Annotated in this window: 28 protein-coding genes, 1 tRNA gene and 1 other RNA gene; 19 read left to right on the top strand and 11 right to left on the bottom strand. The window is 69.3% G+C overall.

What is annotated here, in order from left to right; all coding sequences use genetic code 11:
- The first annotated feature begins 40 nt into the window (after window positions 1-40).
- The 4 genes from LLS1_RS05845 to LLS1_RS05830 all read left to right on the top strand — a co-directional run bounded on the left by LLS1_RS05845 (window position 41) and on the right by LLS1_RS05830 (window position 4,720).
- Complete coding sequence (locus tag LLS1_RS05845) at window positions 41-1,858, top strand: S1C family serine protease (protein WP_226653973.1); 1,818 nt, start codon at window positions 41-43, stop codon at window positions 1,856-1,858.
- A 120-nt stretch (window positions 1,859-1,978) separates the two neighbouring features.
- On the top strand, window positions 1,979-3,022 hold the full coding sequence (locus LLS1_RS05840; protein WP_223360470.1) for a glycosyltransferase family 2 protein: 1,044 nt from the start codon (window positions 1,979-1,981) through the stop codon (window positions 3,020-3,022).
- Window positions 3,023-3,024: 2 nt separating this feature from the next.
- Window positions 3,025-3,843, top strand: a complete 819-nt coding sequence (locus LLS1_RS05835) for a CDP-alcohol phosphatidyltransferase family protein (RefSeq protein WP_223360471.1) — start codon at window positions 3,025-3,027, stop codon at window positions 3,841-3,843.
- The gene (locus tag LLS1_RS05830) at window positions 3,836-4,720 is read left to right on the top strand and encodes a glycosyltransferase family 2 protein (RefSeq protein ID WP_226653972.1); all 885 of its coding nucleotides are present in this window, start codon (window positions 3,836-3,838) and stop codon (window positions 4,718-4,720) included. The genes LLS1_RS05835 and LLS1_RS05830 overlap by 8 nt, the downstream gene beginning before the upstream one ends.
- 29 nt (window positions 4,721-4,749) lie before the next feature.
- On the opposite strand, the gene LLS1_RS05825 is transcribed toward LLS1_RS05830, so the two are convergent.
- Window positions 4,750-5,664, bottom strand: a complete 915-nt coding sequence (locus LLS1_RS05825) for a hypothetical protein (RefSeq protein WP_226653971.1) — start codon at window positions 5,662-5,664, stop codon at window positions 4,750-4,752.
- A gap of 201 nt (window positions 5,665-5,865) precedes the next feature.
- Here LLS1_RS05825 and LLS1_RS05820 point away from each other — a divergent pair, with 201 nt between their 5' ends.
- Window positions 5,866-6,171 (top strand): helix-turn-helix domain-containing protein, encoded by a 306-nt coding sequence (locus LLS1_RS05820; RefSeq protein ID WP_223360474.1) that lies wholly within the window; start codon window positions 5,866-5,868, stop codon window positions 6,169-6,171.
- A 54-nt stretch (window positions 6,172-6,225) separates the two neighbouring features.
- Here LLS1_RS05820 and LLS1_RS05815 read toward each other — a convergent pair whose 3' ends face one another.
- The 4 genes from LLS1_RS05815 to LLS1_RS05800 all read right to left on the bottom strand — a co-directional run bounded on the left by LLS1_RS05815 (window position 6,226) and on the right by LLS1_RS05800 (window position 9,049).
- Window positions 6,226-6,543, bottom strand: coding sequence for a hypothetical protein (locus LLS1_RS05815; protein WP_226653970.1), 318 nt, complete (start codon window positions 6,541-6,543; stop codon window positions 6,226-6,228).
- A gap of 140 nt (window positions 6,544-6,683) precedes the next feature.
- Window positions 6,684-7,418, bottom strand: coding sequence for an ABC transporter ATP-binding protein (locus LLS1_RS05810; RefSeq protein WP_223360476.1), 735 nt, complete (start codon window positions 7,416-7,418; stop codon window positions 6,684-6,686).
- On the bottom strand, window positions 7,419-8,306 hold the full coding sequence (locus tag LLS1_RS05805) for an ABC transporter permease (protein WP_226653969.1): 888 nt from the start codon (window positions 8,304-8,306) through the stop codon (window positions 7,419-7,421).
- 50 nt (window positions 8,307-8,356) lie between these two features.
- Window positions 8,357-9,049, bottom strand: coding sequence for an NTP transferase domain-containing protein (locus LLS1_RS05800; RefSeq protein ID WP_226653968.1), 693 nt, complete (start codon window positions 9,047-9,049; stop codon window positions 8,357-8,359).
- 372 nt (window positions 9,050-9,421) lie between these two features.
- On the opposite strand from LLS1_RS05800, the gene LLS1_RS05795 reads away from it, so the two are divergent.
- Genes LLS1_RS05795 through LLS1_RS05785 form a run of 3 tightly spaced genes read left to right on the top strand, consistent with a single transcriptional unit; the run spans window position 9,422 to window position 12,247 of the window.
- Window positions 9,422-10,393: an ABC transporter ATP-binding protein gene (locus LLS1_RS05795; RefSeq protein WP_226654047.1), complete on the top strand. Its 972-nt coding sequence runs from the start codon at window positions 9,422-9,424 to the stop codon at window positions 10,391-10,393.
- Window positions 10,369-11,946, top strand: a complete 1,578-nt coding sequence (locus LLS1_RS05790) for a hypothetical protein (protein WP_226653967.1) — start codon at window positions 10,369-10,371, stop codon at window positions 11,944-11,946. The genes LLS1_RS05795 and LLS1_RS05790 overlap by 25 nt, the downstream gene beginning before the upstream one ends.
- A gap of 22 nt (window positions 11,947-11,968) precedes the next feature.
- On the top strand, window positions 11,969-12,247 hold the full coding sequence (locus LLS1_RS05785) for a DUF3039 domain-containing protein (RefSeq protein ID WP_223360480.1): 279 nt from the start codon (window positions 11,969-11,971) through the stop codon (window positions 12,245-12,247).
- 6 nt (window positions 12,248-12,253) lie between these two features.
- Here the strand turns inward: LLS1_RS05785 and LLS1_RS05780 are convergent, their stop codons facing one another.
- A complete protein-coding gene (locus LLS1_RS05780) occupies window positions 12,254-13,564 on the bottom strand; it encodes a nicotinate phosphoribosyltransferase (protein WP_226653966.1) in 1,311 nt (436 codons plus the stop codon).
- A gap of 52 nt (window positions 13,565-13,616) precedes the next feature.
- Here LLS1_RS05780 and murI point away from each other — a divergent pair, with 52 nt between their 5' ends.
- From murI to LLS1_RS05760, 4 genes are all read left to right on the top strand, one after another.
- Window positions 13,617-14,435, top strand: a complete 819-nt coding sequence (gene murI / locus LLS1_RS05775) for a glutamate racemase (RefSeq protein ID WP_226653965.1) — start codon at window positions 13,617-13,619, stop codon at window positions 14,433-14,435.
- A gap of 27 nt (window positions 14,436-14,462) precedes the next feature.
- Window positions 14,463-15,203 carry a ribonuclease PH gene (gene rph / locus LLS1_RS05770; protein WP_308443793.1) on the top strand — a complete coding sequence of 247 codons (741 nt, stop codon included), beginning with the start codon at window positions 14,463-14,465 and terminating at the stop codon, window positions 15,201-15,203.
- Between the two features lie 3 nt (window positions 15,204-15,206).
- Window positions 15,207-15,800, top strand: coding sequence for an RdgB/HAM1 family non-canonical purine NTP pyrophosphatase (gene rdgB / locus LLS1_RS05765; protein WP_226653964.1), 594 nt, complete (start codon window positions 15,207-15,209; stop codon window positions 15,798-15,800).
- Window positions 15,801-15,879: 79 nt separating this feature from the next.
- The gene (locus tag LLS1_RS05760; RefSeq protein WP_226653963.1) at window positions 15,880-16,782 is read left to right on the top strand and encodes a cation diffusion facilitator family transporter; all 903 of its coding nucleotides are present in this window, start codon (window positions 15,880-15,882) and stop codon (window positions 16,780-16,782) included.
- Window positions 16,783-16,797: 15 nt separating this feature from the next.
- On the opposite strand, the gene LLS1_RS05755 is transcribed toward LLS1_RS05760, so the two are convergent.
- From LLS1_RS05755 to LLS1_RS05740, 4 genes are all read right to left on the bottom strand, one after another.
- Window positions 16,798-17,517 (bottom strand): DedA family protein, encoded by a 720-nt coding sequence (locus LLS1_RS05755; protein ID WP_226653962.1) that lies wholly within the window; start codon window positions 17,515-17,517, stop codon window positions 16,798-16,800.
- Window positions 17,518-17,656: 139 nt separating this feature from the next.
- Window positions 17,657-17,738: transfer RNA gene (locus LLS1_RS05750), tRNA-Leu, on the bottom strand.
- Between the two features lie 18 nt (window positions 17,739-17,756).
- Window positions 17,757-18,794: an LLM class flavin-dependent oxidoreductase gene (locus LLS1_RS05745; RefSeq protein WP_226653961.1), complete on the bottom strand. Its 1,038-nt coding sequence runs from the start codon at window positions 18,792-18,794 to the stop codon at window positions 17,757-17,759.
- A 78-nt stretch (window positions 18,795-18,872) separates the two neighbouring features.
- Window positions 18,873-20,138: an MFS transporter gene (locus tag LLS1_RS05740; protein ID WP_226653960.1), complete on the bottom strand. Its 1,266-nt coding sequence runs from the start codon at window positions 20,136-20,138 to the stop codon at window positions 18,873-18,875.
- A gap of 70 nt (window positions 20,139-20,208) precedes the next feature.
- Here LLS1_RS05740 and prfB point away from each other — a divergent pair, with 70 nt between their 5' ends.
- The 6 genes from prfB (at window position 20,209) to LLS1_RS05710 (ending at window position 25,476) form a co-directional block, all read left to right on the top strand.
- Complete coding sequence (gene prfB, locus LLS1_RS05735; RefSeq protein ID WP_223360488.1) at window positions 20,209-21,327, top strand: peptide chain release factor 2; 1,119 nt, start codon at window positions 20,209-20,211, stop codon at window positions 21,325-21,327.
- Between the two features lie 111 nt (window positions 21,328-21,438).
- Window positions 21,439-22,524, top strand: a complete 1,086-nt coding sequence (gene ftsE / locus LLS1_RS05730) for a cell division ATP-binding protein FtsE (protein WP_223360489.1) — start codon at window positions 21,439-21,441, stop codon at window positions 22,522-22,524.
- On the top strand, window positions 22,521-23,426 hold the full coding sequence (ftsX, locus tag LLS1_RS05725) for a permease-like cell division protein FtsX (protein ID WP_226653959.1): 906 nt from the start codon (window positions 22,521-22,523) through the stop codon (window positions 23,424-23,426). Before ftsE ends, ftsX begins: the two co-directional genes overlap by 4 nt.
- Before the next feature lie 70 nt (window positions 23,427-23,496).
- The gene (gene smpB / locus LLS1_RS05720) at window positions 23,497-23,973 is read left to right on the top strand and encodes an SsrA-binding protein SmpB (protein WP_223360491.1); all 477 of its coding nucleotides are present in this window, start codon (window positions 23,497-23,499) and stop codon (window positions 23,971-23,973) included.
- Between the two features lie 56 nt (window positions 23,974-24,029).
- Window positions 24,030-24,770 carry a tyrosine-protein phosphatase gene (locus LLS1_RS05715; protein WP_223360492.1) on the top strand — a complete coding sequence of 247 codons (741 nt, stop codon included), beginning with the start codon at window positions 24,030-24,032 and terminating at the stop codon, window positions 24,768-24,770.
- A 91-nt stretch (window positions 24,771-24,861) separates the two neighbouring features.
- Entirely contained in the window at window positions 24,862-25,476 is a 615-nt protein-coding gene (locus LLS1_RS05710) for a hypothetical protein (protein ID WP_226653958.1), read from the top strand.
- A 25-nt stretch (window positions 25,477-25,501) separates the two neighbouring features.
- On the opposite strand, the gene LLS1_RS05705 is transcribed toward LLS1_RS05710, so the two are convergent.
- The gene (locus LLS1_RS05705; protein WP_226653957.1) at window positions 25,502-26,170 is read right to left on the bottom strand and encodes an SIMPL domain-containing protein; all 669 of its coding nucleotides are present in this window, start codon (window positions 26,168-26,170) and stop codon (window positions 25,502-25,504) included.
- A gap of 124 nt (window positions 26,171-26,294) precedes the next feature.
- On the opposite strand from LLS1_RS05705, the gene ssrA reads away from it, so the two are divergent.
- Window positions 26,295-26,690, top strand: a transfer-messenger RNA (tmRNA) gene (gene ssrA, locus LLS1_RS05700).

Raw genomic sequence — 26,690 nt, 5'->3', positions numbered from 1 at the left:
TTCGCGTCCCAAGCTGTCTGTGCTTGGAAGGAGCAACACCATGACCGACACCCCGATCACCCCGGAGCCCGCGAAGGCCCAGCACGACGCCGACACCGACGCGGTCGTGGATGCTGGCAGCACCGCCTCCACCGACACCCCGGCCGTCGCCGGGTCGGCCGCCGAGGCCCCCGCCGCTCCGGCCGCCGATGCGCCTGCCGCTCCTGTCATCGAGACGCCCGCTCCGCTCGTCGTCGAGCAGCCCACCGCCCCCGAGGCCGCGTCGGCCGCCCCGGCCGGTGGATGGAGCGCTCCCGCGGCTCAGCCCACGCAGCCTGTCGCCCCGCAGCAGACGCAGCCGACCCAGCCGGTCGCGCCTCAGCAGCCGTACGGAGCCCAGCCCACCGCGCAGCAGCCCACCGCGCAGCAGCCGACCGCGCAGCAGCCGACCGCGCAGCAGCCCACCGCGCAGCAGCCCGACTACGGCAACGGTTCGTTCGGTCAGCCGGCCTACGCCGGCGCCGCCCCGGCAGGCGGCTACGCCCCGCACGCCCACCAGCACGCGTACGCCGCAGCGCCGGGCACACCGGCACCCGGCGCCCCCGGCGCCCCCGGTACCCCCGGGGCCGACCGTCCGGCCAAGAAGCGCAACACCGGCCTCATCATCGCCACGCTCGCGATCGGCGCCCTCGTCGGCGGCCTGGCCGGCGCCGGCGCCGGCGTCGGCATCTACTCCGCGGCCAACTCGAACAACGCCACGATCAAGACCGTCTCGGGTCCGCAGAACATCACCGTGAACGATGCCAACAACGCCACCACGGTCACGGCCGTCGCCGCCAAGGCCTCGCCGAGCGTCGTCACCATCTCGGTCACCGCCTCCAGCGAAGGCGGCACCGGCTCGGGCATCGTCCTCACGTCGGACGGGTACATCCTGACCAACACGCACGTCGTCACCCTCGACGGTGCCGCCTCCGACGTCTCCATCAGCGTGACCGACAACGACGGCAAGATCTACTCGGCGAAGATCGTCGGCACCGACCCGACGACCGACCTCGCGGTGATCAAGCTCGACGGCGCGTCCGGCATGACCCCGATGACGTTCGCCGACTCGAGCAAGCTCAACGTCGGCGACACCGCCGTCGCGATCGGAGCCCCGCTCGGACTCTCCGGAACCGTCACCGACGGCATCGTCAGCGCTCTCAACCGCAGCATCAGCATCGCGTCCTCGGCCGCGCCGAAGTCGACCGACGGCAGCGACGGCAACGGCAATGGCAACGGCAACGGTGGCTCGCAGAACCCGTTCAACTTCGACTTCCCGGGCCAGGGCGGCAGCGGCTCCCAGCAGCAGTCCACCTCGAAGGGCACGATCTCGCTGCCGGTGATCCAGACCGACGCGTCGATCAACCCCGGCAACTCGGGCGGCGCGCTGCTCAACAGCAAGGGCGAGCTCATCGGCGTCAACGTCGCGATCGCCAGCGCGAACAGCAGCAGCGACTCGAGCGGCCAGTCCGGAAGCATCGGCGTCGGCTTCGCGATCCCGTCGAACCTCGCCAAGCGGATCTCCGACGAGCTGATCAAGAACGGCTCTGCCACGCACGGCCTCCTGGGCGCCTCCGTCGCCGACGCCAGCTCCGACAGCAAGGCGACCACCGTCGGCGCGCTGATCAAGGAGGTCACGTCTGGCGGTGCCGCCGCCGGTGCCGGGCTGAAGGCGGGCGACATCGTCGTCAACGTCAACGGCGTGCCCATCACCGACGCGACCGACCTCACCGCCCAGGTGCGCGCGCTCGCAGCCGGTGCCACGGCCGAGCTCACCTATGTGCGCGACGGCCAGACGAAGACCGCGACGGTCACTCTCGGCTCGCTGACCGCGAACTGATCCCGCCCCGCGACCGGATAGGCGCCCCGTGCCCGGCACGGGGCGCCTTCCTCGTGAATCGAAGCTGCTCAGCAACCGGCTGGTAGGCTCGGGCGGACCCTGGAATCACGAATGGAACGCATGCCGGACGACACCCCGAACACCGTGCCCGGTGTCTCGTACGTGATGCCCGTGCTCAACGAGGCGACACACGTCCGCGCCGCCGTCGACAGCCTGCTGGCGCAGGACTACGCGGGCCCGATCGAGGTGACCATCGCCCTCGGTCCGAGCATCGACGGAACCACCGAGCTCGTGGAGGAGCTCGCGGCCGTCGACCAGCGCATCCGAGTCGTCGACAACGTCGTCGGGTCCACGCCGGCCGGGCTCAACCTGGCCATCCGCGAGTCGCACTTCCCGATCATCGTCCGCGTCGACGCGCACAGCGTGCTTCCCGTCGACTACACCCGCATCGCCGTGGAGACGATGCTCGAGACCGGTGCCGACAACGTCGGCGGTCTGATGGACGCGCAGGGCACCACCGATTTCGAGCGGGCGGTGGCGCGCGCGTACGGCAGCCGGGTCGGTCTGGGCGGCACCAAGCTCCACGTCGGCGGCTCCGCGGGCGCCGCCGAGACGGTCTACCTGGGCGTGTTCCGACGCGACAAGCTGCTGGAAGTCGGGCTCTTCGACGAGGAGATCAAGCGCGGCCAGGACTGGGAGCTGAACCGGCGCATCCGGCACTCGGGCGGTACGGTCTGGTTCACCCCGCGGCTGACGGTCACGTACCGCCCGCGCCCCAATCTCTATCGGCTGGGCCGCCAATTCTTCTCGACGGGTATCTGGCGCGGCGAGCTGGCTCGCCGGTATCCGGCCTCCAATGGCCTGCGCTACTTCGCTCCGCCCGTGATGGTTCTGGGCGTCGCCATCGGCACGCTCCTCGGCCTGGTCGGCATCGTGCAGAATGCGGTGGGGGCCGCGCCGTGGCTTCTGTGGGGCTTCGCCGCGCCCGCCTTCTACCTGCTGATCGTCGTGGTCTCCGCCGTGCTCTGGGGGCGTCGCGACGGTTTTCGCCCCTTCCTCTGGTTTCTCGTAGTCTTGCCGTGCATTCATTTCTGCTGGGGGACCGGTTTCGTGCTCGGGTACCTGTCTCTCACGCGCAACATCACGGCCCATACGGGAAGGTAGGCATGTCAGCACAGGGTAGCGGGGCGCGGACGACCCGCCCGGCCTCGATCGCCGAGCTCAAGGCGGTCGCACAGCCGCCCGAGGTCCGCGGCCGTCGCAACGCCGAGCACTGGACGGCGTCGCTGTACCTGCGCATGCTCTCGCCGTACCTCACGTGGATCCTGCTCAAGACCTCCATCTCCGCCAACGGCGTCACCGGACTGATGATCCTGACCGGCTGGGCCACCGCGGCCAGCCTGCTCGTCCCCGGCATCGGGGGAGCGGCGCTCGCGCTCGTCCTGGGCCAGCTGCAGATGCTGGTCGACTGCTGCGACGGTGAAGTCGCGCGCTGGCGCAAGACGTCGTCGCCCGCCGGGATTTTCCTCGACAACGTGGGTCACTACACCACGGAGACGCTCATCGCGATCGTCCTCGGCGTGCGCGCCGCGGGCTTCCCGTTCGAGGCGCCCCAGGACTTCCTCTGGACGAACCTCGGCACGCTCCTCGCGCTGCTGATCGTGCTGAACAAGGCTCTGAACGACATGGTCCGGGTCGCCCGCGCCAATGCAGGCCTCCCCAAGCTCGCGGACACCAAGGCGGCGTACGCGCCGACCAACGGTGTGATCGCCTCGCTCCGCCGGGCGGCGCGCTACCTGCCGTTCCACCGCCTGTACCACTCGGTCGAGCTGACGATCCTGATCTTCGTGTTCGCGATCGTCGGGCTCTTCATCGGTCCGGTCCTCGCGGATCGGATTCTTCTCTCGGCTCTCGTCCCGCTCGCCCTCCTCGCCGTGATCGGGCACTTCGTCGCGATCATGGCCTCCCGGCGCGTCCGTGGCTGAGCAGCCCGCCGTCGGCGTCGTGGTGCTCACGCAGGGCACCCGCCCCGTCGAGCTGCGGCACGGTCTCGAGTCCGTGCTGGCGCAGCGGGGTGTTCGCATCGACATCGTCGTCGTCGGCAACGGCTGGGACCCGGCGACCGCCGACCCGCCTCTCCCGGACGGCGTCGCGGCGCTCGCGCTGCCCGAGAACCTCGGTATCCCGGCCGGCCGCAACCGCGGTGTTCCGCTCGTGAACGGCGAGTGGCTCTTCTTCCTCGACGACGATGCGAGCATCCCGTCTCCGACCTTCCTCGCCGACGCCATCGGCCTCCTCGTCGAGGATCCGTCGATCGGGATGCTGCAACCCCGGCTCGCCGACCCGCACGGCGGGGAATCGCCGCGGCGCTGGATCCCGCGCATCCGCAAGGGCGATCCGACGGCGTCGAGCACCGTGTTCTCGGTGCTGGAGGCGGCGATCGTGCTTCCTCGCACCGTGTTCGAGCGTGCCGGCGGGTGGGCCGATCCGTTCTTCTACGCCCACGAGGGCATCGATCTCGCGTGGAAGGTGTGGGATCAGGACAAGCGGGTCTGGTACGCGGGCGATCTCCTTGCCGAGCACCCGGCTGTGTCTCCCACCCGCCACGCCTATTACTACCGCCTCAACGCCCGCAATCGCGTCTGGTTGGCCCGGCGCAATCTCCCCGCCGTCCTCGTCCCGGTCTATGTCGGCTCGTGGACCGGCATCCAGCTCCTGCGCTGGTTCCGCAAGCCCGCCGTGCTGCGTGCCTGGTTCGGCGGCTGGGTCGAGGGGTGGCGCACGGATCCCGGTGAACGGCGGCCGATCCGGTGGCGCACCGTCTGGCGCATGGCACGTGCCGGGCGCCCGCCGATCGTCTGAGCGGCCGCCTGTCTGATGGCCGGGGACTCTCAGGCCGTCGGCCCGTCCGCTCCGTCCTCCGCGTCGAGCTCGTGCGGTGCGGGAGCCGGTGCCACAGACGACCGGGTGCCCGCGCGTCGAGGGAGTGCTCCGCGGATCACCGTGCCGACCCGGAGCACGCGGTCCCCCGTCGCGCGGCCGAGACGGATCACGGCGGCCGGCCCCTCGCCGGGCTGGAGGGTCGCGGGCACCACGAGAGGCGCGGCGCCGAAGGCCAATCGCGAGTTGTGCACCACTCGGCGGCCGAGGATGTTGTTGCCGGCTCCTCCGACGACGGCCCCGACCCCGAACGGGATCGCGCGCGCCACGATCCCCGCACCACCGCGGACCGCGAACTGCCGAAGGAATACGCTCTTCAACCGGTCGACCAGCGGTCCGACCACCATCGACGGCAGTGTGGACGTGACGAGTTCACCCCAGTAGGCCGTGCGGGTCACGCTTCCCCCGCCCACCTGCCCGGCCAGTTGCCTCACGAGATCGGAGCCCTCCTTGCCTAGCATCATCGTGAGGACGAGCGCTCGCGCGCGGTTCGGGTCGTCGACCGCGATTCCGTGCAGTTCGCTGAGCGACTGCGCATAGAGCGCGGTCGCCTCCAGGAAGGCGGCGGTCTCGAGCCCCGACAGCGCCAGTGTGATCCCCGTGCCGATGGCCGGGATCACCGCCGTCGCGCCGACCGCAGCGCCTCCGGTGGTGACTGCCGCGAGGTACCGCCGTTCGAGCATGGCCGCCAGTTCGGGCCCGGTCGCCTCGGGATGCCGTCGTCGCAGCGCGCGGAGGTGGGCGATGACCGCCGGGCGCTGGACGCCCAGGAATCGATCGAGGGTGGCGTCGACGAGTCGGGGCGTGTCGCCGCCACGCGGAGGTCCGCCGGTCGCGGAGACGTAGGGGAGCTGCTTCTTGGCCATTGCTACAGAGTGTAGGCGCACCGCCCGAGCGGGCATTCAGCTGAAGGCTCTGGTCGTCTCGCGCACCCGCGCGCCCATGGCCCACAGCGGTTGCACCCGAGGCGGTGAAGCTGGATGCATGCGTTCGATGCATTTGATGCTCTAACCTCCTGAGGCTCTAGCGCTCTGGCCCTGTCGATGGCTGATCACTAGGAATGAGACATGCTAGAACCACTCTCTCCCGCCGCGGAGATCTTCGGGAGCCGTGTTCGGATGGCCCGCATCGAGCTCGGGCTGAGTCAGGAGGCCGTCGCCGACCTCGCCCAGATGCACGTGACGAACTACGGCAAGATCGAGCGCGGTACGGCCAACCCGAGCCTCTTGACCGTGCTGCGGATCGCCAGCGTGCTCGGACGAGATATCGGGTACTTCACGGAGGCGATCACCGCCGAGCATCTTCCGGCCGAACTGACCGTGCTCACGGCTGCTGACTACATCCGCGCCCGCGACACGAGCCGGGTCTCCTAGTCTCGCCCGCGATCCTCCGGCCGGCGAGGGCTCGACCCTCGCCGGCCCGCTGGCTCAGAACGACACCTGCCAGAGGTACTCGCGGCCGTCCGGTGGGAACCAGCGAACGACGAGGATGGTGTCACGCGCCAGGTCGGAGCCGGAGAGGCTCGCTCTGACCCATTCGCCCGGGCTCACGGAGGTGGGTGCGCTCACGCGCAGTTCGGAGTGGCCCGCCACGCTGACGCTGACGCCCGTGAGCACGTCGCCGCCGGTGTTCACGAGCCGATAGTGCGGAGCGGTGCTGCGGTCGACGCTCCACGGGACGCGATACGCGAAGCGGCGGAGCGGCAAGGCGGGACGGGGGCTGCGGAGGTTTCGTCGGTCTCTCATGCCGACGACGTTAGCCACCCCGTCCGACGCTCCCGCCCCCGAATCGGGCAGTTAAGCCACATGTGGGGAAAACTCGATCGGATTCTTTTTGTGGAGAGATCCGTGCTGCTCTCGAAAAGTGCCCTGATCGGGGATTCTCGTCAGCCTCCGTAGTCCTGGTTGTAGAGATCCAGAACGTCCGAGATCGGCCCATCGAGCACGAGTCCGCCCTTGTCGAGGTAGAGCCCGCGAGCACAGAACCGGCGCAGGTCCTTCTCGTTGTGCGAGACGAAGAACAGCGTCCGCCCGCCGGCGAGGAGCTCCTCGATGCGCCGGTAGCACTTCTCGCGGAACCCCCGGTCGCCGACCGCCAGCACCTCGTCGACCAGCAACACGGGCTCCTCCAGCTGCGAGATCACCGAGAAGGCGATCCGTACCTTCATTCCGCTCGAGAGATGCTTGTACGGCGTGTCCACGAAGTCGCCGATCTCGGCGAACCCGATGATCTCGTCGAAGCGCGCGTCGATCTGAGCACGCGTCATACCGTGGAGGCCCGCGGTGAGGTAGACGTTGTCGCGGACGGTGAGGTCGTCCACGAAGCCGCCGGTGATCTCGATCAGCGGCGCGACGCCCTCGTGCACGCGCACGGAGCCCTCGTCCGGCAGGAGCACGCCGGCGACGAGCTTCAACAGCGTCGACTTCCCCTGTCCGTTCCGGCCGACGACGCCGATCGCCTCGCCGGCCTCGACCCGGAACGAGACACCGCGCAGTGCCCAGAAGTCGTCCGGTCGCGTGCGCCGCTGGCGCGACGCGAAAAGGTCCTTGAACGATCTCCGGCCGCCGCGATTGCGGCGGAACCGCACGCCGAGTCCGGCGACCTCGATGACGGGCGCCACTCAGATCTCCTTCAGCACATCGCGCTCGTAGCGCTTGAACACCAGCCAGCCGACCAACAGGATGACCACGGACATCGCGGCGCTCACACCGACGAGGAACCAGTCCAGCTCCGCCGCGAAGAAGGTCGCCCGATACAGGCTGAAGATGCCGGTGAGGGGGTTGAACGCGGACCAGAAGTGCAGCGAGAAGAGCGTGTCCCCGATCGCGTCCGGGTGGGCAGCCGCGTAGGCGGCGCAGTGCTTGGCGGCGACGTCGGCGCCTCCGCAGCCTCCGGGCAGATCGCGCGCGCTGTAGATGATCGGCGACGCGTAGAACAGGAAGCGGAGGGCGAGCTTGACCACCCGCTCGAGGTCGCGGAAGAGCACGACGAGGGGGGCGATCAGGAGCCCGATCCCGATCGTGAGCACCGTCTGGATCAGCACGGCAAGCGGGAACAGCAGGATGTCGATGTTCACCCGCGCGCCGGTGGCGATCGCGAACACCGCGAGCACCGGCAGCGACAGCAGGAACTCGATGCCCTTGGATGCGACGATGCGGTTGACCCAGATCGTGCGCGGGATCATCGTCGACCGGATGAGCTTGGACTCCCGCAGGAACGCCCGTGTGCTGTCCGACACCGCTCCGTTGAACCACATCCACGGCAGCAGGGCCGCGAGCAGGAAGACGATGTACGGGTCCTCGCCGACGCCGCGATGGAAGATCACCGTGAAGACGAACCAGTAGATCGCGCTCATCACGAGCGGATCCAGGATCGACCACAGGTAACCGAGGGCGCTGGTCGAGTAGCGGACGCGGAGGTCGCGTTTGGTCAGCAACCAGAGGGAGTGCCGATAGCGTGCGAAACGGGTCCGCTGCGCAGGGCGCACCTCAAGCGAAGAACTGGTCACGAGTACCCATCGTATTGATCGAAGCTGCGTGATCCGTCACGCGGCTTCGACTACACGAAAAGATTCGCGCGCTCCAGGTCCTCCTGGAAGTCGACCTCCACCGCATAGAGATCGGAGATGTCCACCGGCTCGGCCAGCAGGCGGTCCTGCTCGATGGCGAGCTCGATGCCGCGTTCGAAGTAGTCCTGGTCGCCGACGCGCTGCAACTGGCGCACGAGGGCTGCCTTGTCGGCGCTCGAGATGTAGTTGATGCCCACGGCCTCGCCCAGGCCGCCCTTGACGGTCTTCGAGAGCTCCTGGATGTAGCCTTCCGGGCCGGTCGTGTACTTGACCTCCTCGTCGGCGACCGACGAGGTGTTGACCGTCACGAACGTCTGGTCGCGGCTCACCATGGCCGCGCCGCGCACCAGAACGGCGGGGTCGAACACCACGTCGCCGTTCATCCAGAGCACGCCGCCGGGGCCGGAGGCCTGCAGGGCGCGCATGAGGCTCTTGGAGGTGTTGGTCTGGTCGTACTGCTCGTTGTAGACGAACTGGGCGTCCGGGAAGGCCTCGATGATGTGCTCGAGCTTGTAGCCGACGACGATCGTGACCGTGACATCCTTGCCGAAGGCGGCGTGGATGTTGTCGAACTGCTGCTGCATGATCGTGCGGCCGTCGCTCAGCTCGGTCAGCGGCTTCGGAAGGCTGCGGCCGAGGCGGCTGCCCATCCCGGCCGCGAGGATCACTACCTGGGTCGTCACAATCATCTCCTTGGAATCCGCGCGGACGGGCGCTGCGGCTTCGTAGCCACGCACCGGGACTGGGACGGTTAACCCAGGGTTCATCAGCGCTTACGCGTATGGACACCCCTTCATGCCTCGACCAGACTACCGACGCCCCCTCTCCGGGGGCAGGGGTTGACGGATGTCGTTGCGGGGTCGTTATGTTCCTCACAGGTGTTTCAGAGGTGCTCCGGCGCGCCCGAATCGCACCGGAGGGCTGTCCTGAGGTGAGCCTGTTGGTACGTTAGCGGGGTGAGTTTCGAGCGTGTGCATCAGGACGACGCCGAGCCCGTCGAGGACACGGGCGTCGCCGTGGAGCACACGGGCACTGCGGGGGATACGGGGGAGACCATGACGGAGAGCACGAGCGAGGGGGCGCAGGCCAAGCCGCGCCCGGCTCCGCGGCGCACGCCGGCGAAGACCGCGCCGGCCGCCACCGGCACCAGCACGCGGGCGCCGCGCAAGCGCAGCACGTCCGCGAAGGCCCGCACGGCATCGCCCGCGACCGTCGCCGCAGACGAGGCGGCGACGGAACAGACTCCGGCTCCCGCCCCGGATCCGCGCCCGACCGTGCTCGCCGTCCGCGACATCCACAAGCGCTTCGGCGACACGGTGGCGGTCGACCACGTGAGCCTCGAAGTGCGCGAGGGTTCCTTCTACGGCATCGTCGGTCCGAACGGCGCGGGCAAGACCACGACGCTCTCGATGGTCACCGGTCTCCTTCGCCCGGACGCCGGGTCGGTGATCGTGCACGGCGTGGACGCGTGGGCCGACCCGATCCGAGCCAAGCGCGTCATCGGCGTGCTCCCCGATCGTCTCCGGCTGTTCGATCGCCTCACGGGCGCGCAGTTCCTGCAGTATGCAGGCACGCTCCGCGGGCTCAGCGCCAAGACGGTGCGAGCCCGCTCGGCCGACCTCGCGACGGCCTTCGGAATCGACGACGCTCTCGACCGCCTCGTCGCCGATTACTCGGCCGGGATGACGAAGAAGATCGCTCTGGCCGCAGCGATGATCCACTCGCCGCGCCTCCTGGTGCTCGACGAGCCCTTCGAGTCGGTCGACCCGGTCTCCGCGGCGAACGTCGTCGACATCCTGCAGCGCTACACCGCTGCCGGCGGCACGGTCGTGCTGTCGAGTCACGGCATGGACATGATCCAGCGCGTGTGCGACAGCGTCGCCATCATCGTGCGCGGCAAGGTCCTCGCGGCCGGCACCATCGACGAGGTGCGCGGCGAGCAGACGCTCGAGGAGCGGTTCGTCGACCTCGCGGGCGGACGCAAGGCAGCGGAGGGCATGGAGTGGTTGCACAGTTTCTCGGACTGAAGCTCCGGCTGATGGGCAACGCCTTCCGGCGCAGCCCGTGGCAGGTTTTCGGGCTGGTCCTGGGGGTCGTCTACGGCGGCGTCATCACCGTGGTGGCCGTCTCGGCGCTGGTCGCGGCGCGCCTGGTGACCGATGTCGACGCCGTGCACGATGTGCTCGTCGTGCTCGGCTCGATCGTCGTGGCCGGTTTCCTCCTGCTGCCGCTGCTGTTCGGCGTCGACGATACGCTCGACCCCCGAAAGTTCGCCTTGTTCGGCCTCCCGAACCGGGTCCTGTCGACCGGGCTGCTGCTGGCGGGCCTGGTCGGCATCCCGTCGTTCGTGCTCATCGTGTGCAGCGCCGCGACGGTCGTCACCTGGTCGCGGGATCCGATGACCACGATCGTCGCCCTCGTCTCGGCCGTGCTGGTGGTCGCCACCTGCGTGCTGGCCTCGCGCGTCTCGACCGCGCTCGCGTCGTTCCTGCTGGCGACCAGACGATCGCGGGAGGCGGGCGGCGTCGTCGCCACGCTGCTGCTCGTCCTCCTGGCGCCGGCCGTGCTGCTGCTGGTGACCGTCGACTGGGGCCGCGACGGGCTCGGGGCGCTCTCGGGTGCGGCGTCCTGGATGTCGTGGACGCCGTTGGGTGCGGCCTGGAGCGCTCCCGGGGCAGCAGCCTCGGGCGACCTCGGTCGCGCGCTCCTGCAGCTGCTCGTGGCCGTGGCGACCGTCGGGCTCCTCTGGCTCGTCTGGGACGTCCTGGTGAGCACCGTCCTCGTCACGCCCCCGCGCCGTGCGCGCACGAAGGCCTACCACGGCACGGGCTGGTTCGGCCGGCTCCACGGCGGACCGACCGCGGCGATCGCGGCGCGTTCGATGACGTACTGGGGTCGCGATCCGCGTTACTGGGTCTCGATCGTCATGATCCCGGTGATCCCGGTCTTCGTCATCGTCGCGCTCCTGCTCGCAGGGCTGCCGTCGCACTACGTCTCGCTGGTCCCGCTGCCGTTGGTGTGCCTGTTCCTCGGCTGGAGCGTCCACAACGACGTGGCGTTCGACGGCACGGCCGTGTGGCTGCACATCGTCTCCGGAACCCGCGGCATCGCCGACCGCGTCGGGCGTCTCTTCCCGCCGATCGTGATCGGCATCCCGGTGATCGCGATCGGCTCGATCGCGACCACGATCGCCTACGGCGACTGGGCGATCCTCCCGACCGTCGCCGCGCTGAGCGGGGCGATCCTGGTGATCGGGCTGGGCCTCTCGTCGATCTCCTCGGTGCTGTTCCCGTATCCGGCCACGAAACCGGGTGACAGCGCCTTCACCCAGCCGCAGACGTCCGGCGCTTCGGCGGCGTTGGTGCAGTCGCTCAGCTTCTTCGCCATCCTCCTCTTGGCCTCTCCGGTGGTCGTGTTCCTCGTGCTGGGCCTGGTGGTGAACCCGTTCTGGCTCGGGGTCGCCCCCGTCGTCGCGGTGATCATCGGCTTCGCCTGCCTGTTCGGCGGCCTCTGGGCCGGTGCCCGCCTGTTCGACCGGCGCGGGACGGACGTCATGGCGTTCGCCACGCGCAACGGCTGAGCGACGCGTCTACACTGGAGGGATGAACGAGGCGAGCATCTCCGAACCAGGCGGTCTGCCCTCGGGCGGCGGTGCGGCGACGCTGGACCGCGAGCTCGAGGAGCTCCTCCAGAACGTCGAGCCGGGCGATCACGAGCGCTTCTCGCACTACGTGAAGAAGGAGCAGATCCTCGAGTCCGCGATCACCGGCAAGCCGGTCAAGGCGCTGTGCGGCAAGAAGTGGACCCCCGGGCGGGATCCGGAGAAGTTCCCCGTCTGCCCGTCGTGCAAAGAGATCTACGAGAAGCTCAAGGACGAGTAGAGCCACCTAGGCGAAGATCGTCGGCAGCACCGGGTCGCCGCGACCGACGCGGAACGCCTGCTCCGGGAGCTCCCGCATCGCGCGTTCGCGGTGCTCCCTCGCCCGGCGGGTACCGTCCGCGCCGAGGTGCTCGGGGTGGATCTCGCCATCGGTGACGAGCGGGACCAGCAGGTCTCGCCCGGTGTCATCGGGAACATCGCCGTCGTCGACGATGTGGACGACCTCCGCCACCGCGAGACCGCGCTCGTCGAGCCGACGCACGGGGTGCTTGCGCCCGCCGACGCTCGCCTTGCCGTCCGACTTCTTGGCGACGGGAACCCACTCGCCGGTGCCGTCGACCGTGCGGTGCGCCACGAGCTTGTAGACCATGCCGGAGGCGGGGGACCCGGAGCCGGTGACGACCGAGGTCCCGACGCCGTACGAGTCGACCGGGGACGCGGCGAGGGCGGCGATGGTGAACTCGTCGAGGTCGTTCGTGACGGTGATCTTCGTCTCCGTCGCGCCGAGACCGTCGAGCTTCTCGCGCACCCGTCTCACCAGCTTCGGGAGGTCACCAGAGTCGAGGCGCACCGCGCCCAGCCCCGGCCCCGCGACCTTCACGGCGGTCTCGATCGCCCGCTCGACGTCGTAGGTGTCGACGAGCAGGGTGGTGCCGGGCCCGAGGGCGTCGACCTGGGCGCGGAAGGCGTCCTCCTCCGAGTCGTGCAGCAGGGTGAAGGCGTGCGCCGCCGTCCCCATGGTCGGGACGCCCCAGGTGCGGCCGGCTTCGAGGTTCGACGTCGCACCGAAACCGGCGATGTACGCGGCGCGGGCGGCGGCGACGGCGCTGCGCTCGTTGGCGCGGCGCGAGCCCATCTCTGCGAGGGGGCGGCCGGCGGCGGCGGAGACCATGCGCGCGGCGGCGGAGGCCACCGCGGAGTCGTAGTTGAAGACGCTCAGGATGAGGGTCTCGAGCACCACGCCCTCGGCGAACGGCGCGTCCACGATCAGGAAGGGCGATCCGGGGAAGAACACCTCGCCCTCGCGATATCCGCGGATCGTGCCGGAGAACCGGTACCCGGCGAGCCAGTCCAGCGTCTCCGACCGGACGACGGCGTTCTCGCGCAGGTAGTCGAGCTCCTCATCGCGGAACCGGAACTCCCGGAGCAGCTCGAGCAGCCTCCCGGTGCCGGCGAGGACCCCGTAGCGCCGCCCCTCCGGCAACCTGCGGGTGAACGCCTCGAAGACGCACTCGCGGTCATGCGTGCCCTTCAGAAGGGCGGCGTCGATCATGGTGAGCTCGTAGCGGTCGGTCAGGAGCGCGGATGACTCGGTCACCCGATCAGCCTAGCGGCGTGCCGCACCGGACGGCGGGGTAGGCTGGATCGCTGTGACGGATGCGCCGATTGGGATCTTCGACTCGGGAGTCGGCGGGCTCACGGTCGCGCGTGCGATCCGCGACCAGCTCCCGAACGAGTCGATCCTCTACGTGGGCGACACCGCACATTCGCCGTACGGGCCGAAGCCGATCGCCGACGTGCGGCGGTACTCGCTCGAGGTGCTGGACTTCCTGGTCGAACAGGGTGTTAAGCTGCTGGTGATCGCGTGCAACACCGCCTCGTCGGCGATGCTGCGCGACGCCCGCGAGCGCTACTCCGTCCCGGTGATCGAGGTCATCCAGCCGGCCGTCCGGCGCGCCGTGCGCGCGACGCGCACCGGTCGGGTCGGAGTGATCGGCACGGTCGGCACCATCGCCTCCCGCGCCTACGAGGACGCCTTCGCCGCCGCGCCGACGCTCGAGCTCTTCACGCAGGCGTGCCCGCGGTTCGTCGAGTTCGTCGAAGCGGGCATCACCAGCGGCGACGAGGTGCTGCAGGTGACCGCCGACTACCTGGAGCCGCTGCGCGACGCCGATGTCGACACACTCGTGCTCGGCTGCACGCACTATCCCTTCCTCAAAGGCGCGATCTCCTACGTGATGGGCGAGGGCGTCTCCCTGGTCTCCAGCGACACGGAGACCGCGAAGGACGTCTACCGGACGCTCGTGGGCGGAGGCCTGGAGCGCCGGTCCGCCGAACCGCCGACGATCCACTACGAGGCGACCGGCCTCGACGCCGACAACTTCCTGCGCCTCGCGCACCGCTTCATCGGCCCGGAGGTCTCCCGTGTCGACCTGGTGCAGACCGGCGTCATCGACCTTCCGTTCTGACCATCCCATCCACACGAGGAGAGCCACGTGACCGATAACATCCGCGCCGACGGGCGCACCGCCGACCAGCTCCGCCCGGTCACCATCGAGCGCGGCTGGAGCAAGCAGGCGGAGGGATCGGCGCTCATCTCGTTCGGCGACACCCGCGTGCTGTGCACGGCGTCGTTCACGAACGGCGTGCCCCGATGGATGGCGGGCAAAGGTCGTGGCTGGGTGACCGCGGAGTACGCCATGCTGCCGCGCTCGACCAACGACCGGATGGACCGGGAGGCGGTCAAGGGGAAGATCGGCGGCCGCACCCACGAGATCAGCCGGCTGATCGGCCGCAGCCTGCGCGCCGTCGTCGATATGAAGGCGCTCGGCGAGAACACGATCGTGATCGACTGCGACGTGCTGCAGGCCGACGGGGGGACCCGCACCGCCGCCATCACCGGCGCCTATGTCGCCCTCTCGGACGCACTCGAGTGGGGTCGTGAGCACCGCTTCATCGCACAGCGGGCGACGCCGCTGATCGACTCCGTCTCGGCCGTCTCGGTCGGCATCATCGACGGCACGCCGATGCTCGACCTCGCCTACGTGGAGGACGTGCGTGCCGAGACGGACATGAACGTCGTCGTCACCGGCCGCGGTCTGTTCGTGGAGGTGCAGGGCACCGCCGAGGGCGCCCCGTTCGACCGCTCCGAGCTCAATTCGCTGCTCGACCTCGCGCTGCTCGGCACGACCGAGCTGTCGGACGTGCAGAAGGCCGCCATCGGCGCGGGGGCCTGAGCCGTGGTGCGCGTCGTCCTCGCCACTCACAACGTCCACAAGGCGTTGGAGTTCCAGCAGATCCTGGGCGATGCCGTCCCCGGGATCGAGATCGTGCGGTATGACGGACCCGAGCCCGTCGAGGACGGGTCGACGTTCGCGGAGAACGCCCTCATCAAGGCGCGCGCGGCCTCCGCGCACACGGGCCTCCCGGCACTCGCGGACGACTCCGGCATCTGCGTCGACGTCATGGGCGGCTCACCCGGCATCTTCTCGGCCCGCTGGGCGGGAGGTCACGGCGACGCGCAGGCCAACCTCCAGCTGCTGCTCGACCAGCTCTCGGACATGCCGGACGCGTCCCGTGCCGCGCACTTCACGGCCACTCTGGCACTCGTCGTGCCGGGGGAGGAACCGACGGTGGTCGAGGGGATCTGGCCCGGCAGGATCTCCCGGCAGGCCAGGGGAGCGCACGGCCACGGCTACGATCCGATCTTCGTGCCGGAGGGATACGACGAGACGGCCGCGGAGCTCGGTCCCGACACGAAGAACCGTGAGAGCCACCGCGCCCGGGCGTTCGCCGCGATCGTGCCCGCGTTGCGCGACCTCGCCGGCCGCTGACCCCAGCTGAGAACGGCACTCATTCCTATCTAGCGGGATCGCTGGCGGCGGGCCCGGGCTTCTGTCTACCGTAGAAGGGATGAGTCACGACCACGGTCATTCCGCGAACCGCAACCGCCTCCTGATCGCGATCGGCATCGTGTCGACGGTGCTGGTCGTGGAGGTCGTCGGAGCCTGGCTGAGCGGCTCGCTCGCCCTCCTCGCCGATGCCGGCCATATGCTGAGCGACCTGACCGGCCTGATCGTCGCGCTCGTCGCCACCATCATCGCCGCGCGGCCGGCGACGGACCGGCAGACGTTCGGCTTCCGCCGCGCCGAGGTCTTCGGCGCGCTCATCAACGGGCTGATCCTGGTCGTCGTCGCCGTGGGGGTCGCGATCGGCGCGATCGGCCGGCTCGTGGCGGGTGAGTCGGAGGTGCAGAGCGGGCCGATGCTCATCGTGGCCGTCATCGGTCTCGTGGCGAACTTCGTGGCTCTCATGCTCCTGCGGCCCGCGGCCGGGCACTCGATCAACATGCGCGGCGCCTACCTGGAGGTGTTCGGCGACCTCGTCGGGTCGGTCACGGTCATCGTCGCGGCCGTCGTTATCATGGCCACCGGCTGGGGGCCCGCCGACGCGATCGCGTCCCTTCTGATCGCCGCGTTCATCGTGCCGCGCGCCTACCTGCTGCTGCGCGACGTCGTCCACGTGCTGAGCGAGGCGGCGCCCGCCGACACCGACGTGGCGCAGATCCGCGACCACATCCTCCGGGCGAGGGGCGTCGTGGCGGTGCACGACGTGCACGTGTGGGCGATCACCTCGGGCGCGCCGGTGTTCACCGCTCACGTCGTGGTCGAGCAGGAGGTGTTCCGGTCGGGGTCGACGGGAGCGCTGCTGGACGAGCTGTCCGGTTGCCTCGCCGAGCACTTCGACGTGGAGCACTCGACTTTTCAGCTCGAGCCGGCGGAGCACGCCGAGCACGAGGACGAGTTCCACCGCTAGGCGGGATCGCCGCGGTCAGGCCTCCGGTGTGGGAGCGGGGTGCGCCGCTGCGGCGTCCGCGTCGGCGGCCGCGTCCGCGAGGCGCTTCTTCTTCGACTTGCGCACCGACTGGAAGTAGTGGAACAGCGTCGGGATGAGCGTGATGACGACGGCGCCGATGAGGATGATGTCGATGTAGCTCGACACGAAATGCGCGACCGGCGGGATGTAACCGATGAGGAAGCCGAACAGCGTCAGCCCGGCACCCCAGATCAGTGCGCCGATCGCGTTGTAGAGCGAGTACTTCTTGTAGTTCATGTGGCCGACGCCGGCGGCGACGGGCGCGAACGTGCGGACGATCGGAACGAAGCGGGCGAGGATGATCGCCAGGGCACCGAAACGGTCGAAGAACGCGTTGGTCCGGCGCACGTTCTCCATGCTGAAGAGCCCGCTCTCCTTGCGTTCGAAGACCCGTGGCCCGGCCTTGTGGCCGATCAGGTAGCCGACCTCGCCGCCGAGGAAGGCGGCGAACGCGATCGCGAGGCACACCCACCAGATGTCGACTCCGAACACGAGCGAGGTGTGGGTCAGCAGCCCCGAGATGACCAGGAGCGTGTCGCCCGGCAGGAGGAACCCGACGAGGAGCCCTGTCTCGGCGAACACGATGCCGCACACGACGACGAGCGCCCACGGCCCGGCGGCCGTGATGATGGTGGTCGGGTCGAGCCAAGGGATGAGGCCGGCGTGATGGATCAAGACGCTCCAGACGGGTTCGAGGTACGGGGCCGAGTTTAGTGGCCGGAACCTGCACGAACCGTGCGAATTGTCGCGATGCGGACGAAGATCATCCTGTGGTCCTACTGTGCGGCGTCTTTGTCGTGCAGAGGGCCTCCGGTGCGGGAGAAGGGACTCGAACCCTCACGCCGTGAAGCACAGGAACCTAAATCCTGCGTGTCTGCCAGTTTCACCACTCCCGCGGCGCGCGCTGGGCGCGGCTACGACAATAGCTCATGCACGCGCGGGGCGACCTCGGTGCCGTACAGCTCGATGGCGCGCATGAGGTGGTCGTGCCCGAGCGTGCCGTTGCTGATCTTGAGGTCGAAGCGCTCGATGCCGAGGCCGCGGGCGGTGTACGCGATCTTCTTCGCGACCGTCTCCGGCGAGCCGACGACCAGGGCGCCGTCCTCTCCCGCCTCGTGCTCGAAGCGGGCGCGCGAGGCCGGGGGCCAGCCGCGCTCGCGTCCGATCCGGTTGGTCATGGCCTCGTAATGCGGCCACAGGATCTCCTTGGCCTCCTCGTCGGTGGCGGCGACGAACCCGGGGGAGTGCACGCCGATCGGCAGTGTGGCGTCCTGCCCGAACTGGTCGAGGGCCTTGCGGTAGAGCTCGGCAAGCGGCTGGAAGCGCATCGGGCCGCCGCCGATGATGGCGAGCATCAGGGGAAGCCCGTAGTGCGCGGCCCGGATGACGGACTCCGGGCTCCCGCCCACGCCGATCCAGGTCTTCAGCGGGCCGTGCTCGAGGTGCGGGTAGACCGACTGCCCGGTGAGCGGGGCCCGGAGGCTGCCTTCCCACGTCACCGGCTCCTGCGTGCGCAGCGCGGCGAACAGTTCGAGCTTCTCCTCGAAGAGCTCCTCGTACTGGCCGAGGTCGAGCCCGAAGAGGGGGAACGACTCGATGAACGAGCCCCGCCCGAGGATGACCTCGGCGCGACCGCCCGAGACGCCGTCCAGGGTGGCGAAACGCTGGAACACGCGCACGGGGTCGTCCGAGCTGAGCACGGTCACCGCGGAGCCGAGATGGATGCGTTCGGTGCGGCCTGCGATGGCGGCGAGCACGACCTCCGGGGCCGAGACGGCGAAGTCCGCGCGGTGGTGCTCGCCGATGCCGATGAAGTCGAGGCCGACCTGGTCGGCCAGCACGCCCTCTTCCACGACGTTGCGCAGCACCTGCGCGTGGGGCAGGGGCGCGCCGTCGGCGTCGCGGGTGACGTCTCCGAAGGTGTCGATCCCGAGTTCGAGCCTGGTCGCCATGTCAGTCCTCACATTCATGCGTTTGCATGAAGCCGAACGGCCTCGACGCCGAGCCTATTCCCCGGCCCCGCCCGTCTGTCAGGCGGGCCGCGCCGTGCGGGGAACGTACCGGGGGATGTAGCGCCCGAGCATCATCGCCCCCAGCAGTCCCAGCACGCCCATCACGCCGCCGGCGAACGAAATCGAGACGACCGCCGTCAACAGGGAGACGACGAGCGGGGCGACGGCCTGACCGGCGTCGCTCGAGAAGCGCCAGGCTCCGAGGAAGGGCGCGGGCGCCTCCCGCGGCGCGAGGTCGGCGCCGAGAGTCATGACGATGCCCGATCCGATGCCGTTGGCGACGGAGAGGAAGAGCGAGACGCCGATGTACCAGGCGACGCGCGCATCCAGGTCGTGCGTGAAGGACAGGGCCAGGAATCCGGCACCGAGCCCGATCATCGACGGGATGGCGCTCCACATCCGGCCGAACCGGTCCATGATCTGCCCGCTCGCGTAGAACAGGGCGAAGTCGACGGCACCGGCGATGCCGATGATGAGTGCCGTGTTCGCCTCACTCAGGCCGATGGAGACGGCCCACAGGGGCATGAGCACGGTGCGCGCCGAGCGCACGGCGCTCACGAGCGCGACGCCCGAGCCCATCCGGATCAGCACGGCGCGGAACAGCCAGATCGTGCGGAACAGGCCGTGAGTGCGCTCCTCCGCCTCCTCCTCGCCCGCCGTGACCGGCTCGCCCTTCGGATCCGTGGCGCGCGGAGCCGGCCCGAACATCTTCTCCGGGTCCGGCAGTGCGATCAGCACCACGACGGCGCCGACGCAGCCGACCACGAAGATCCAGAACACCGACTGCGTCGAGCCGGTCAGAGCGATGACGGCGGAGGCGATGAGCGGGCCGACGAACCACCCGCCGCGGAAGATCCCGCCGAGCGTCGAGAGTGCGCGCGCACGGTACTGCTGCGGAACGTAGGTCGTCATGAAGGCGTGCCGGGCGAGCGCGAACACCGCCGTCGCCAGGCCGACCACGAAGATGCCGACCATGAGCACCCAGTAGTTCGGCGCGAGGAGGCAGACCGCGATTCCGATGATCGCCACCAGAGCGGCGGCGATCATCGATCGGCGCTCGCCGAAGCGCGACACGATCCAGCCGCTCGGGATGTCGCCGGCCAGCTCGCCGAGCATCACCATCGAGGCGATGAAACCGGCCATCGCGAGCGACGCGCCGAGGTTGCCGGCGGCGATCGGGATGATCGGGATGATCGCGCCCTCGCCGATCGAGAAGAGCAGCGTCGGCAGGAAGGCGGCGAGGGCGACGGAGCGGAAGCGGAAGGGGCGCTCGTCGATAGTCATCTCCTTAATACCGTACAACTTTCCGCGGCCGTCCCCGGCCGCACGCCCGGCCGGTAGGCTGGACGCCGACATGATTGAACTGGACCTCTCCCCGCAGATCGCCGAGCTGCGCTCGACCCTGGCCGACATCACCGCTGTCGTCGACCCCGACAAGCTCCGCGCCGAGATCGCCGAGCTGAGCGAGCAGGCGGGTGCCCCCGACCTCTGGGACGACACCGCCAACGCGCAGAAGGTCACCAGCGCGCTGAGCCACCGCCAGGCCGAGCTCGGCCGCATCACCACCATCGAGCGGCGCCTCGACGATCTCGAGGTGCTCGTCGAGCTCGCCAACGAGGGCGACGACGAGGAGTCCGCCGCCGAGGCGCGCACCGAGCTCGAGTCCCTGCAGAAGGCGCTCGGCGACCTGGAGGTGCAGACCCTGCTGAGCGGCGAGTACGACGAGCGCGCGGCCATCGTCACCATCCGCTCCGGCGCGGGTGGCGACGACGCCACCGACTTCGCCGAGATGCTCATGCGCATGTACCTGCGCTGGGCGGAGCAGCACAAGTACCCGGTCAAGGTGATGGACACCTCCTACGCCGAGGGCGCCGGCATCAAGTCGGCGACCTTCGAGGTCGATGTCCCGTACGCGTTCGGCACGCTCTCGGTCGAGGCCGGCACGCACCGATTGGCCCGCATCAGCCCGTTCGGGTCCGCCGACAAGCGCCAGACGTCGTTCGCCGCGGTCGAGGTCATCCCGCTCATGGAGGAGGCCACGCAGGTCGACATCCCGGAGGGCGACATCCGCGTCGACGTGTTCCGCTCGTCCGGCCCGGGTGGCCAGTCGGTCAACACGACCGACTCCGCCGTGCGCATCACCCACCTCCCCACCGGCATCGTCGTCTCCATGCAGAACGAGAAGTCGCAGATCCAGAACCGCGCCGCCGCCATGCGCGTGCTGCAGACACGCCTGCTCCTGCTCCAGAAGGAGGAGGAGGCGGCCAAGAAGAAGGAGCTCGCCGGCACCATCACGGCCAGCTGGGGCGATCAGATGCGCTCGTACTTCCTCTACGGCCAGCAGCTCGTCAAGGATCTGCGCACGGGGTACGAATCGGGCAACCCCGCCACCGTCTTCGACGGAGACCTCGACGGGTTCATCGCGGCGGGCATCCGCTGGCGTGCGGGGAACAAAGCCGAGTCCCAGGACTAGTCGATCCGGGACGCACCGCGCACCGACCGCACGCACGGCGCGCTGTCAGGCTCGCGCCACGCCCGCGTCACTACGGCGGATGCGACCGAAGATGCATAGTCTCTAGAGGTCATGATCCGGTTCGAACACGTATCCAAGCAGTACTCGGGCACGACCCGCCCGGCGCTGAACGGCATCAACCTCGAGGTGCTGCGCGGTGAGTTCGTCTTCCTGGTCGGCGCGTCCGGCTCGGGCAAGTCGAGTTGCCTGCGCCTCATCCTGAAAGAGGAGAAGCCCACCAAGGGCAGCATCCACGTGCTGGGGCAGGACCTCGGCTCGATCTCCTCGCGCAAGGTGCCGTACTTCCGCCGCAACCTCGGAGTCGTCTTCCAGGACTTCCGCCTGCTCCCCAACAAGAACGTCTTCCAGAACGTCGCCTTCACGCTGCAGGTCATCGGGAAGTCCCGTGGCTTCATCCAGGAAGCGGTTCCGGACGTGCTGAAGATGGTCGGGCTCGACGGCAAGGCCCAGCGGTTGCCGCACGAGCTCTCCGGTGGCGAGCAGCAGCGCGTGGCGATCGCGAGAGCCGTCGTCAACAAGCCCCAGATCCTCCTCGCCGACGAGCCGACGGGAAACCTGGACCCTGCGACCAGTGCCGGCATCATGGCCGTGCTCGAGCGGATCAACGCCGGCGGCACCACGGTGCTGATGGCGACGCACGAGGCCGCGATCGTCGACCAGATGAAGCGACGCGTGATCGAGCTTGTCGGCGGCCAGATCGTGCGCGACGAGCGCCACGGCGGTTACGGCGTGACGGCTGCCGTCCCGGTCCAGCGGGACCAGGTCACCGTTGCCGCGCCGGCCCCGGTCGGCGTTCCCGTCGGCGCTGCGGCGCCGGCGCCGTACGTCGCGCCCGCGAGCGAGCCGATGACGCGCCCGCACACCCCCGTGAGCAACCCCACCGGACCGGTCGCGGTGCCGCAGCAGACCGGGCCGCAGCCGTCCGCTCCGCAGCCGGTCGCGTACCCGCCGGCGGCGCAACAGCCCGTCGCACCGCCACCGGCCGCTCCGCAGCCGGTGCAGCAGCCCGCCGCCGCCCCGGTGGCGCCGGGGGAGTCGCTGCCCGACCACCTCAACTTCACCGCGAACCTCGACCTCCGGGGCCTGCGCGAGAACTCCGACCGTGACGGCGAGCAGAATGTGGGGCCGACCAAATGAGATTCGGACTGATCTGGTCCGAGGTCGGCAACGGCCTGCGCCGCAACCTCTCGATGGTGATCTCCGTCATCCTGGTCACGTTCATCTCGCTGACCTTCGTCGGCACGGCAGCCCTGCTGCAGATGCAGATCGGCCAGATGAAGACCTACTGGTACGACCGCGCCCAGGTGGCGGTCTACATGTGCACAGAGGCCGACAACTGCCAAGCGGGCCCGGCGACCGAGCAGTCCGTCGAGGCCGTCAAGAAGCAGCTGGAGTCTCCCGAGCTCTCGCCGTACATCCAGAAGTTCTACTTCCAGAACCAGCAGCAGGCGTACGACGAGTTCAAGCAGCAGTTCAAGGGCAACCAGATCGCGGACTTCGTCACGCCGGACATGATCCCGCAGACCTTCTGGATCAACCTCAAGGATCCGAACCAGTCCGCGGTGCTCACGGAGACACTCGCCGGCACGACCGGCGTGCAGAGCGTCGTGGATCAGCGCAGCTACCTGGACCAGATCTTCAACATCCTCGGCGCGGCCAGCGCCACGGCGCTCGTGGTGGCGGTGGTGATGCTCGTCGCCGCGGTCCTGCTGATCGCTACGACGATCCGCCTGTCGGCGTTCTCGCGACGGCGGGAGATCGGGATCATGCGCCTGGTCGGCGCCTCGAACAGGTTCATCCAGACGCCGTTCATTATCGAGGGCGTGCTGGCGGCGCTGATCGGCGCATTGCTGGCGGCCGGTGTCCTCGTCGTCATCGTGCAGCTGTTCGTGCGCGGCCCGCTGCAGAACAGCATCCAGTCGATCAACTTCGTGTCGATGGCGCAGGCCTGGCCGGTCATCCCGCTGATCGTGCTGGTGGGCGTGCTCCTGGCGGCGGCCTCCGCGAACTTCGCGATCAAACGCTACCTGAAGGTCTGACGCACGATAGACTGGTCTGCTGCCCGGCGATGCGCCGGGCAGCACCACCATCGAACGTCAGGAGTCAGCCGTGCCCAGGGAACAGGGACAGAAGGTCGTCGCGACCAACCGTCGCGCCCGCCACGACTACATCCTCGAGGACACCTTCGAGGCCGGCCTCGTCCTGACCGGCACCGAGGTCAAATCGCTGCGGATGGGGCGCGCCTCGCTGGTCGACGGCTACGCCTTCGTCGACGGCGGTGAGGCGTGGCTCGATGCCGTGCACATCCCGGAGTACGCGGACGGCACGTGGAACAATCACGCGCCGCGCCGCAAGCGCAAGCTCCTGCTGCACAAGGCTCAGATCCTGAAGATCGAGAACAAGGTCAAGCAGGGCGGGTACACGATCGTGCCGCTCCAGATCTATTTCAACGACGGCCGCGCCAAGGTCGAGATCGCCGTGGCCAAGGGCAAGAAGGACTACGACAAGCGGCAGGCGCTGCGTGAGCGGCAGGACAACCGTGAGGCGCAGCGGGCGATGTCGAGCCGCCGCCACCTCGGCGAGTAGCCGCGCCTGAACAGGCGGTTCGCGGCGCGGTCGGTCGCACCTGGCAGACTGAGGCCATGACCAGCACCGCCCAGCGCATCCCCGTCCCCGGCACGTACAACTTCCGCGATGTGGGCGGGTACGCGGTCGACGGCGGGACCACTCGCAGCGGCAAGCTGTTCCGCGCCGATGCGCTCGGCCGCCTCGGCGACCCCGGCAAGCAGAGCCTCCGTGACCTCGGCGTGCGGGTCGTCATCGACCTGCGGGACCAGTTCGAGGTGGATGTGCTCCCCGACGACCTCGACGGCCTCGACGTCGACGTGCTGCGGCTCCCGGTGTTCGAGGGGTCCGGCGCGTCGCAGGCCACCATCGGGGCGACGCTCGTCGACCTCTACGAGAAGATCCTGCTCCAGCACCGGGACGTCGTCGTGCGCGCTCTGCGCGAGATCGCGGACACGGCCGATGCGCCGGTCGTCGTGCACTGCACCGCCGGCAAGGATCGCACGGGCATCGTCGTGGCCCTCGCCCTGCTGGCCGTCGGCGTCGATCGCGAGACCGTGCTCGACGACTACGCGGCGACGCAGGCGAACCTGGCGGGTGAGTGGCTCGACGGCATGCTGGAGCTGGTGCGCCGCCATGGAGTGGAGGTGACGCCCGACCTCCGCGTCATCATGGGAGGCAGCCCGCCGGAGGCGATGGCGGCGGCGCTCGACCTGCTCGACCGCGACTTCGGGGGCGCACGCGCCTACCTGCTGGACGCGGGCCTCGACGAGGTGGAGCTGGTGAAACTCCGCTCGGTGCTCGTGCGGCCGGCCTGATCGCTGCCGCTCTCAGACAGGGCGTCGATTCACAGGGGAGTCATCAGTCGCTCGCAGGTCGGTCGCGGGCAGCGCGTGCTTTCCTGGGAACATGGACGAGAATCAGCCGACGGAGCCGCTTCCGCCACAGCATCCGGAGCCTCCGCGCCCGCAGGCGGAGACTCCTGCCGTTGCGCCCGCTGAGCCGTTCTACAAGCGCCACGGCCTCGCGTTCGCCATCTCCACGCTGGTCCTCGGCGTCGTCGTCCTGCTCGGTGTCGTCGGTGCGGGCACCGTCGTCGCCGTCACGGTGGTGTCCCACTCGGTCTCGGCCCGTGACCGCTCCCCGCAGGAGGGGCCGCGCGGGCCGGGTGACGGCCGTCAGGACGGGGGACCTGGACGGGAAGGCCCCGGCCAGGGCGGCCCGGGCGCCGGTGGCACGCAGCGCGAGCTCGTCCGCGGCACGCTGGAGTCCGCCTCCGGATCGGAGTGGAGCGTCACGACGGCCGCGGGCACGACGATCACGGTGAAGATCACGTCGTCGACGGCTTACGGCCTGCCGAAGCAGTCGATGTCGGCCTCGGACTTCGCCCCGGGCGACGAGGTCATCGTGGTCGGCACCGACCGCAGCGGCGACACGGTCACAGCTGCTCGCATCCTCAAGCTCGCCGACATCCCGCGCCCGGGATCGACTCCGGGGCCGACTCCCGGTTCTGGCGGACTCTGACGCGCGTCAGCGTGTCCCCGGCCGCTCAGGAAGCCGCGAACCGCGCGTGCACCTGCACCGCGACATGGATGTCCTCCGGCGCCAGTGCGAGCGCCCCGCCCGCCGTGTCGGCGGACATCGTGCGCGCCCCCAGCGGGGTAGGCGACCGGGGCGGAGCGCCCGCGTCGCCGAGCAGTCCGGGGTCGCTGAGCGCGACGGGCCGCAGCTCGGTGAGGCCGAGCGCCGACGCATACCGCCGGGCCGTCGCGACGGCGTCCTCGACAGCGAGGCGGGACACCTCGTCGACGAGGGCCTCCCTGGTCTCGTCGGAGAGCATCCACTCGACGCCGTCGACGGAGACCCCCTCGCGCAGCGTCACCGCGCTCACCCAGTCCGAGACGGCGGTGGCCTCGGCGAACTCCGCTCGCAGCCCGAGTTCGGCGTGGTGCACGATCGGCAGCTGCTCGCCGCTCTGACTCCATGGCCGGTCGCCCCACACCCGCACCTGATCCGACGACCAGCGCAGCAGCGGACCGCCCGCCGCCTCCTCCAACTCGCGCAGGCCGGCCACCAGCTCCGCGTGACGCTGCGTTGCCAGTGCGAGCGTCTCGTGGCGCGAGGAGCCGTCGTACATCACCCGGACGCGTACGCTCCCGTGCTCCGCCGTCCGCTTCTGCTCGTGCTCGCCCAGGACCGTGATGATCGTCTCCGACATAGGGTGATCGTGGCATAGAACGGGTGGCTGCGCTGTTGTATGATGAGAAGCTCGCTGAGAGGCGAGAGCGGTATCTATACAACTCAACAGCGCGTGACAGCGACCCAGCCTGATGGCTGCGCACGGGGATGATCGGTTTCGACATTGTCTGCGTGACTGTGAGAAGCGGGTCGAGGATGCATGCTTATCTCGTAAACGACGCATGCAAAACCATAAGTGCCAATTCCAAGAGCACTGTCTCGGCCAAGGCCGACTTCGCCCTCGCGGCGTAAGTCCTCCTCCGCCATTTAAAGAGACCGTCAGACCGGGAACTGTTCTCTACCCGGATCCTGGCGTCAGCTAGAGAACTTGCTTCTGCGTTGCGTATCAGGGCGCAGAGGGACTTCAACTGATGCTGGGCCCGTCGGATCAGGTGCCAGTGGCAAGATCCGGGGCCGAGAAAACGCCTTCACTGGCTACACCCGTAGAAGGCACATGACCACAGCAGTGGACGGGGGTTCGATTCCCCCCATCTCCACCA

Source organism: Leifsonia sp. LS1 (assembly GCF_020521355.1).
GTDB lineage: Bacteria > Actinomycetota > Actinomycetes > Actinomycetales > Microbacteriaceae > Leifsonia.
The sequence above is the reverse complement of the archived record's forward strand: the minus strand, read 5'-3'. Positions and strand labels throughout refer to the sequence as shown.

Bases quoted from the DNA above. Each gene is read 5' to 3' on its own strand.
- LLS1_RS05795 (WP_226654047.1), top strand. From the start codon at position 9,422: ATGACGGAGAGCACGAGCGAGGGGGCGCAGGCCAAGCCGCGCCCGGCT.
- ftsX (WP_226653959.1), top strand. From the start codon at position 22,521: ATGAGATTCGGACTGATCTGGTCCGAGGTCGGCAACGGCCTGCGCCGC.
- LLS1_RS05820 (WP_223360474.1), top strand. From the start codon at position 5,866: ATGCTAGAACCACTCTCTCCCGCCGCGGAGATCTTCGGGAGCCGTGTT.
- LLS1_RS05760 (WP_226653963.1), top strand. From the start codon at position 15,880: ATGAGTCACGACCACGGTCATTCCGCGAACCGCAACCGCCTCCTGATC.
- prfB (WP_223360488.1), top strand. From the start codon at position 20,209: ATGATTGAACTGGACCTCTCCCCGCAGATCGCCGAGCTGCGCTCGACC.
- LLS1_RS05745 (WP_226653961.1), bottom strand. From the start codon at position 18,794: ATGGCGACCAGGCTCGAACTCGGGATCGACACCTTCGGAGACGTCACC.
- LLS1_RS05815 (WP_226653970.1), bottom strand. From the start codon at position 6,543: ATGAGAGACCGACGAAACCTCCGCAGCCCCCGTCCCGCCTTGCCGCTC.
- LLS1_RS05710 (WP_226653958.1), top strand. From the start codon at position 24,862: ATGGACGAGAATCAGCCGACGGAGCCGCTTCCGCCACAGCATCCGGAG.
- LLS1_RS05705 (WP_226653957.1), bottom strand. From the start codon at position 26,170: ATGTCGGAGACGATCATCACGGTCCTGGGCGAGCACGAGCAGAAGCGG.
- LLS1_RS05715 (WP_223360492.1), top strand. From the start codon at position 24,030: ATGACCAGCACCGCCCAGCGCATCCCCGTCCCCGGCACGTACAACTTC.
- LLS1_RS05785 (WP_223360480.1), top strand. From the start codon at position 11,969: ATGAACGAGGCGAGCATCTCCGAACCAGGCGGTCTGCCCTCGGGCGGC.
- LLS1_RS05845 (WP_226653973.1), top strand. From the start codon at position 41: ATGACCGACACCCCGATCACCCCGGAGCCCGCGAAGGCCCAGCACGAC.
- LLS1_RS05740 (WP_226653960.1), bottom strand. From the start codon at position 20,138: ATGACTATCGACGAGCGCCCCTTCCGCTTCCGCTCCGTCGCCCTCGCC.
- LLS1_RS05840 (WP_223360470.1), top strand. From the start codon at position 1,979: ATGCCGGACGACACCCCGAACACCGTGCCCGGTGTCTCGTACGTGATG.
- LLS1_RS05835 (WP_223360471.1), top strand. From the start codon at position 3,025: ATGTCAGCACAGGGTAGCGGGGCGCGGACGACCCGCCCGGCCTCGATC.
- ftsE (WP_223360489.1), top strand. From the start codon at position 21,439: ATGATCCGGTTCGAACACGTATCCAAGCAGTACTCGGGCACGACCCGC.
- LLS1_RS05825 (WP_226653971.1), bottom strand. From the start codon at position 5,664: ATGGCCAAGAAGCAGCTCCCCTACGTCTCCGCGACCGGCGGACCTCCG.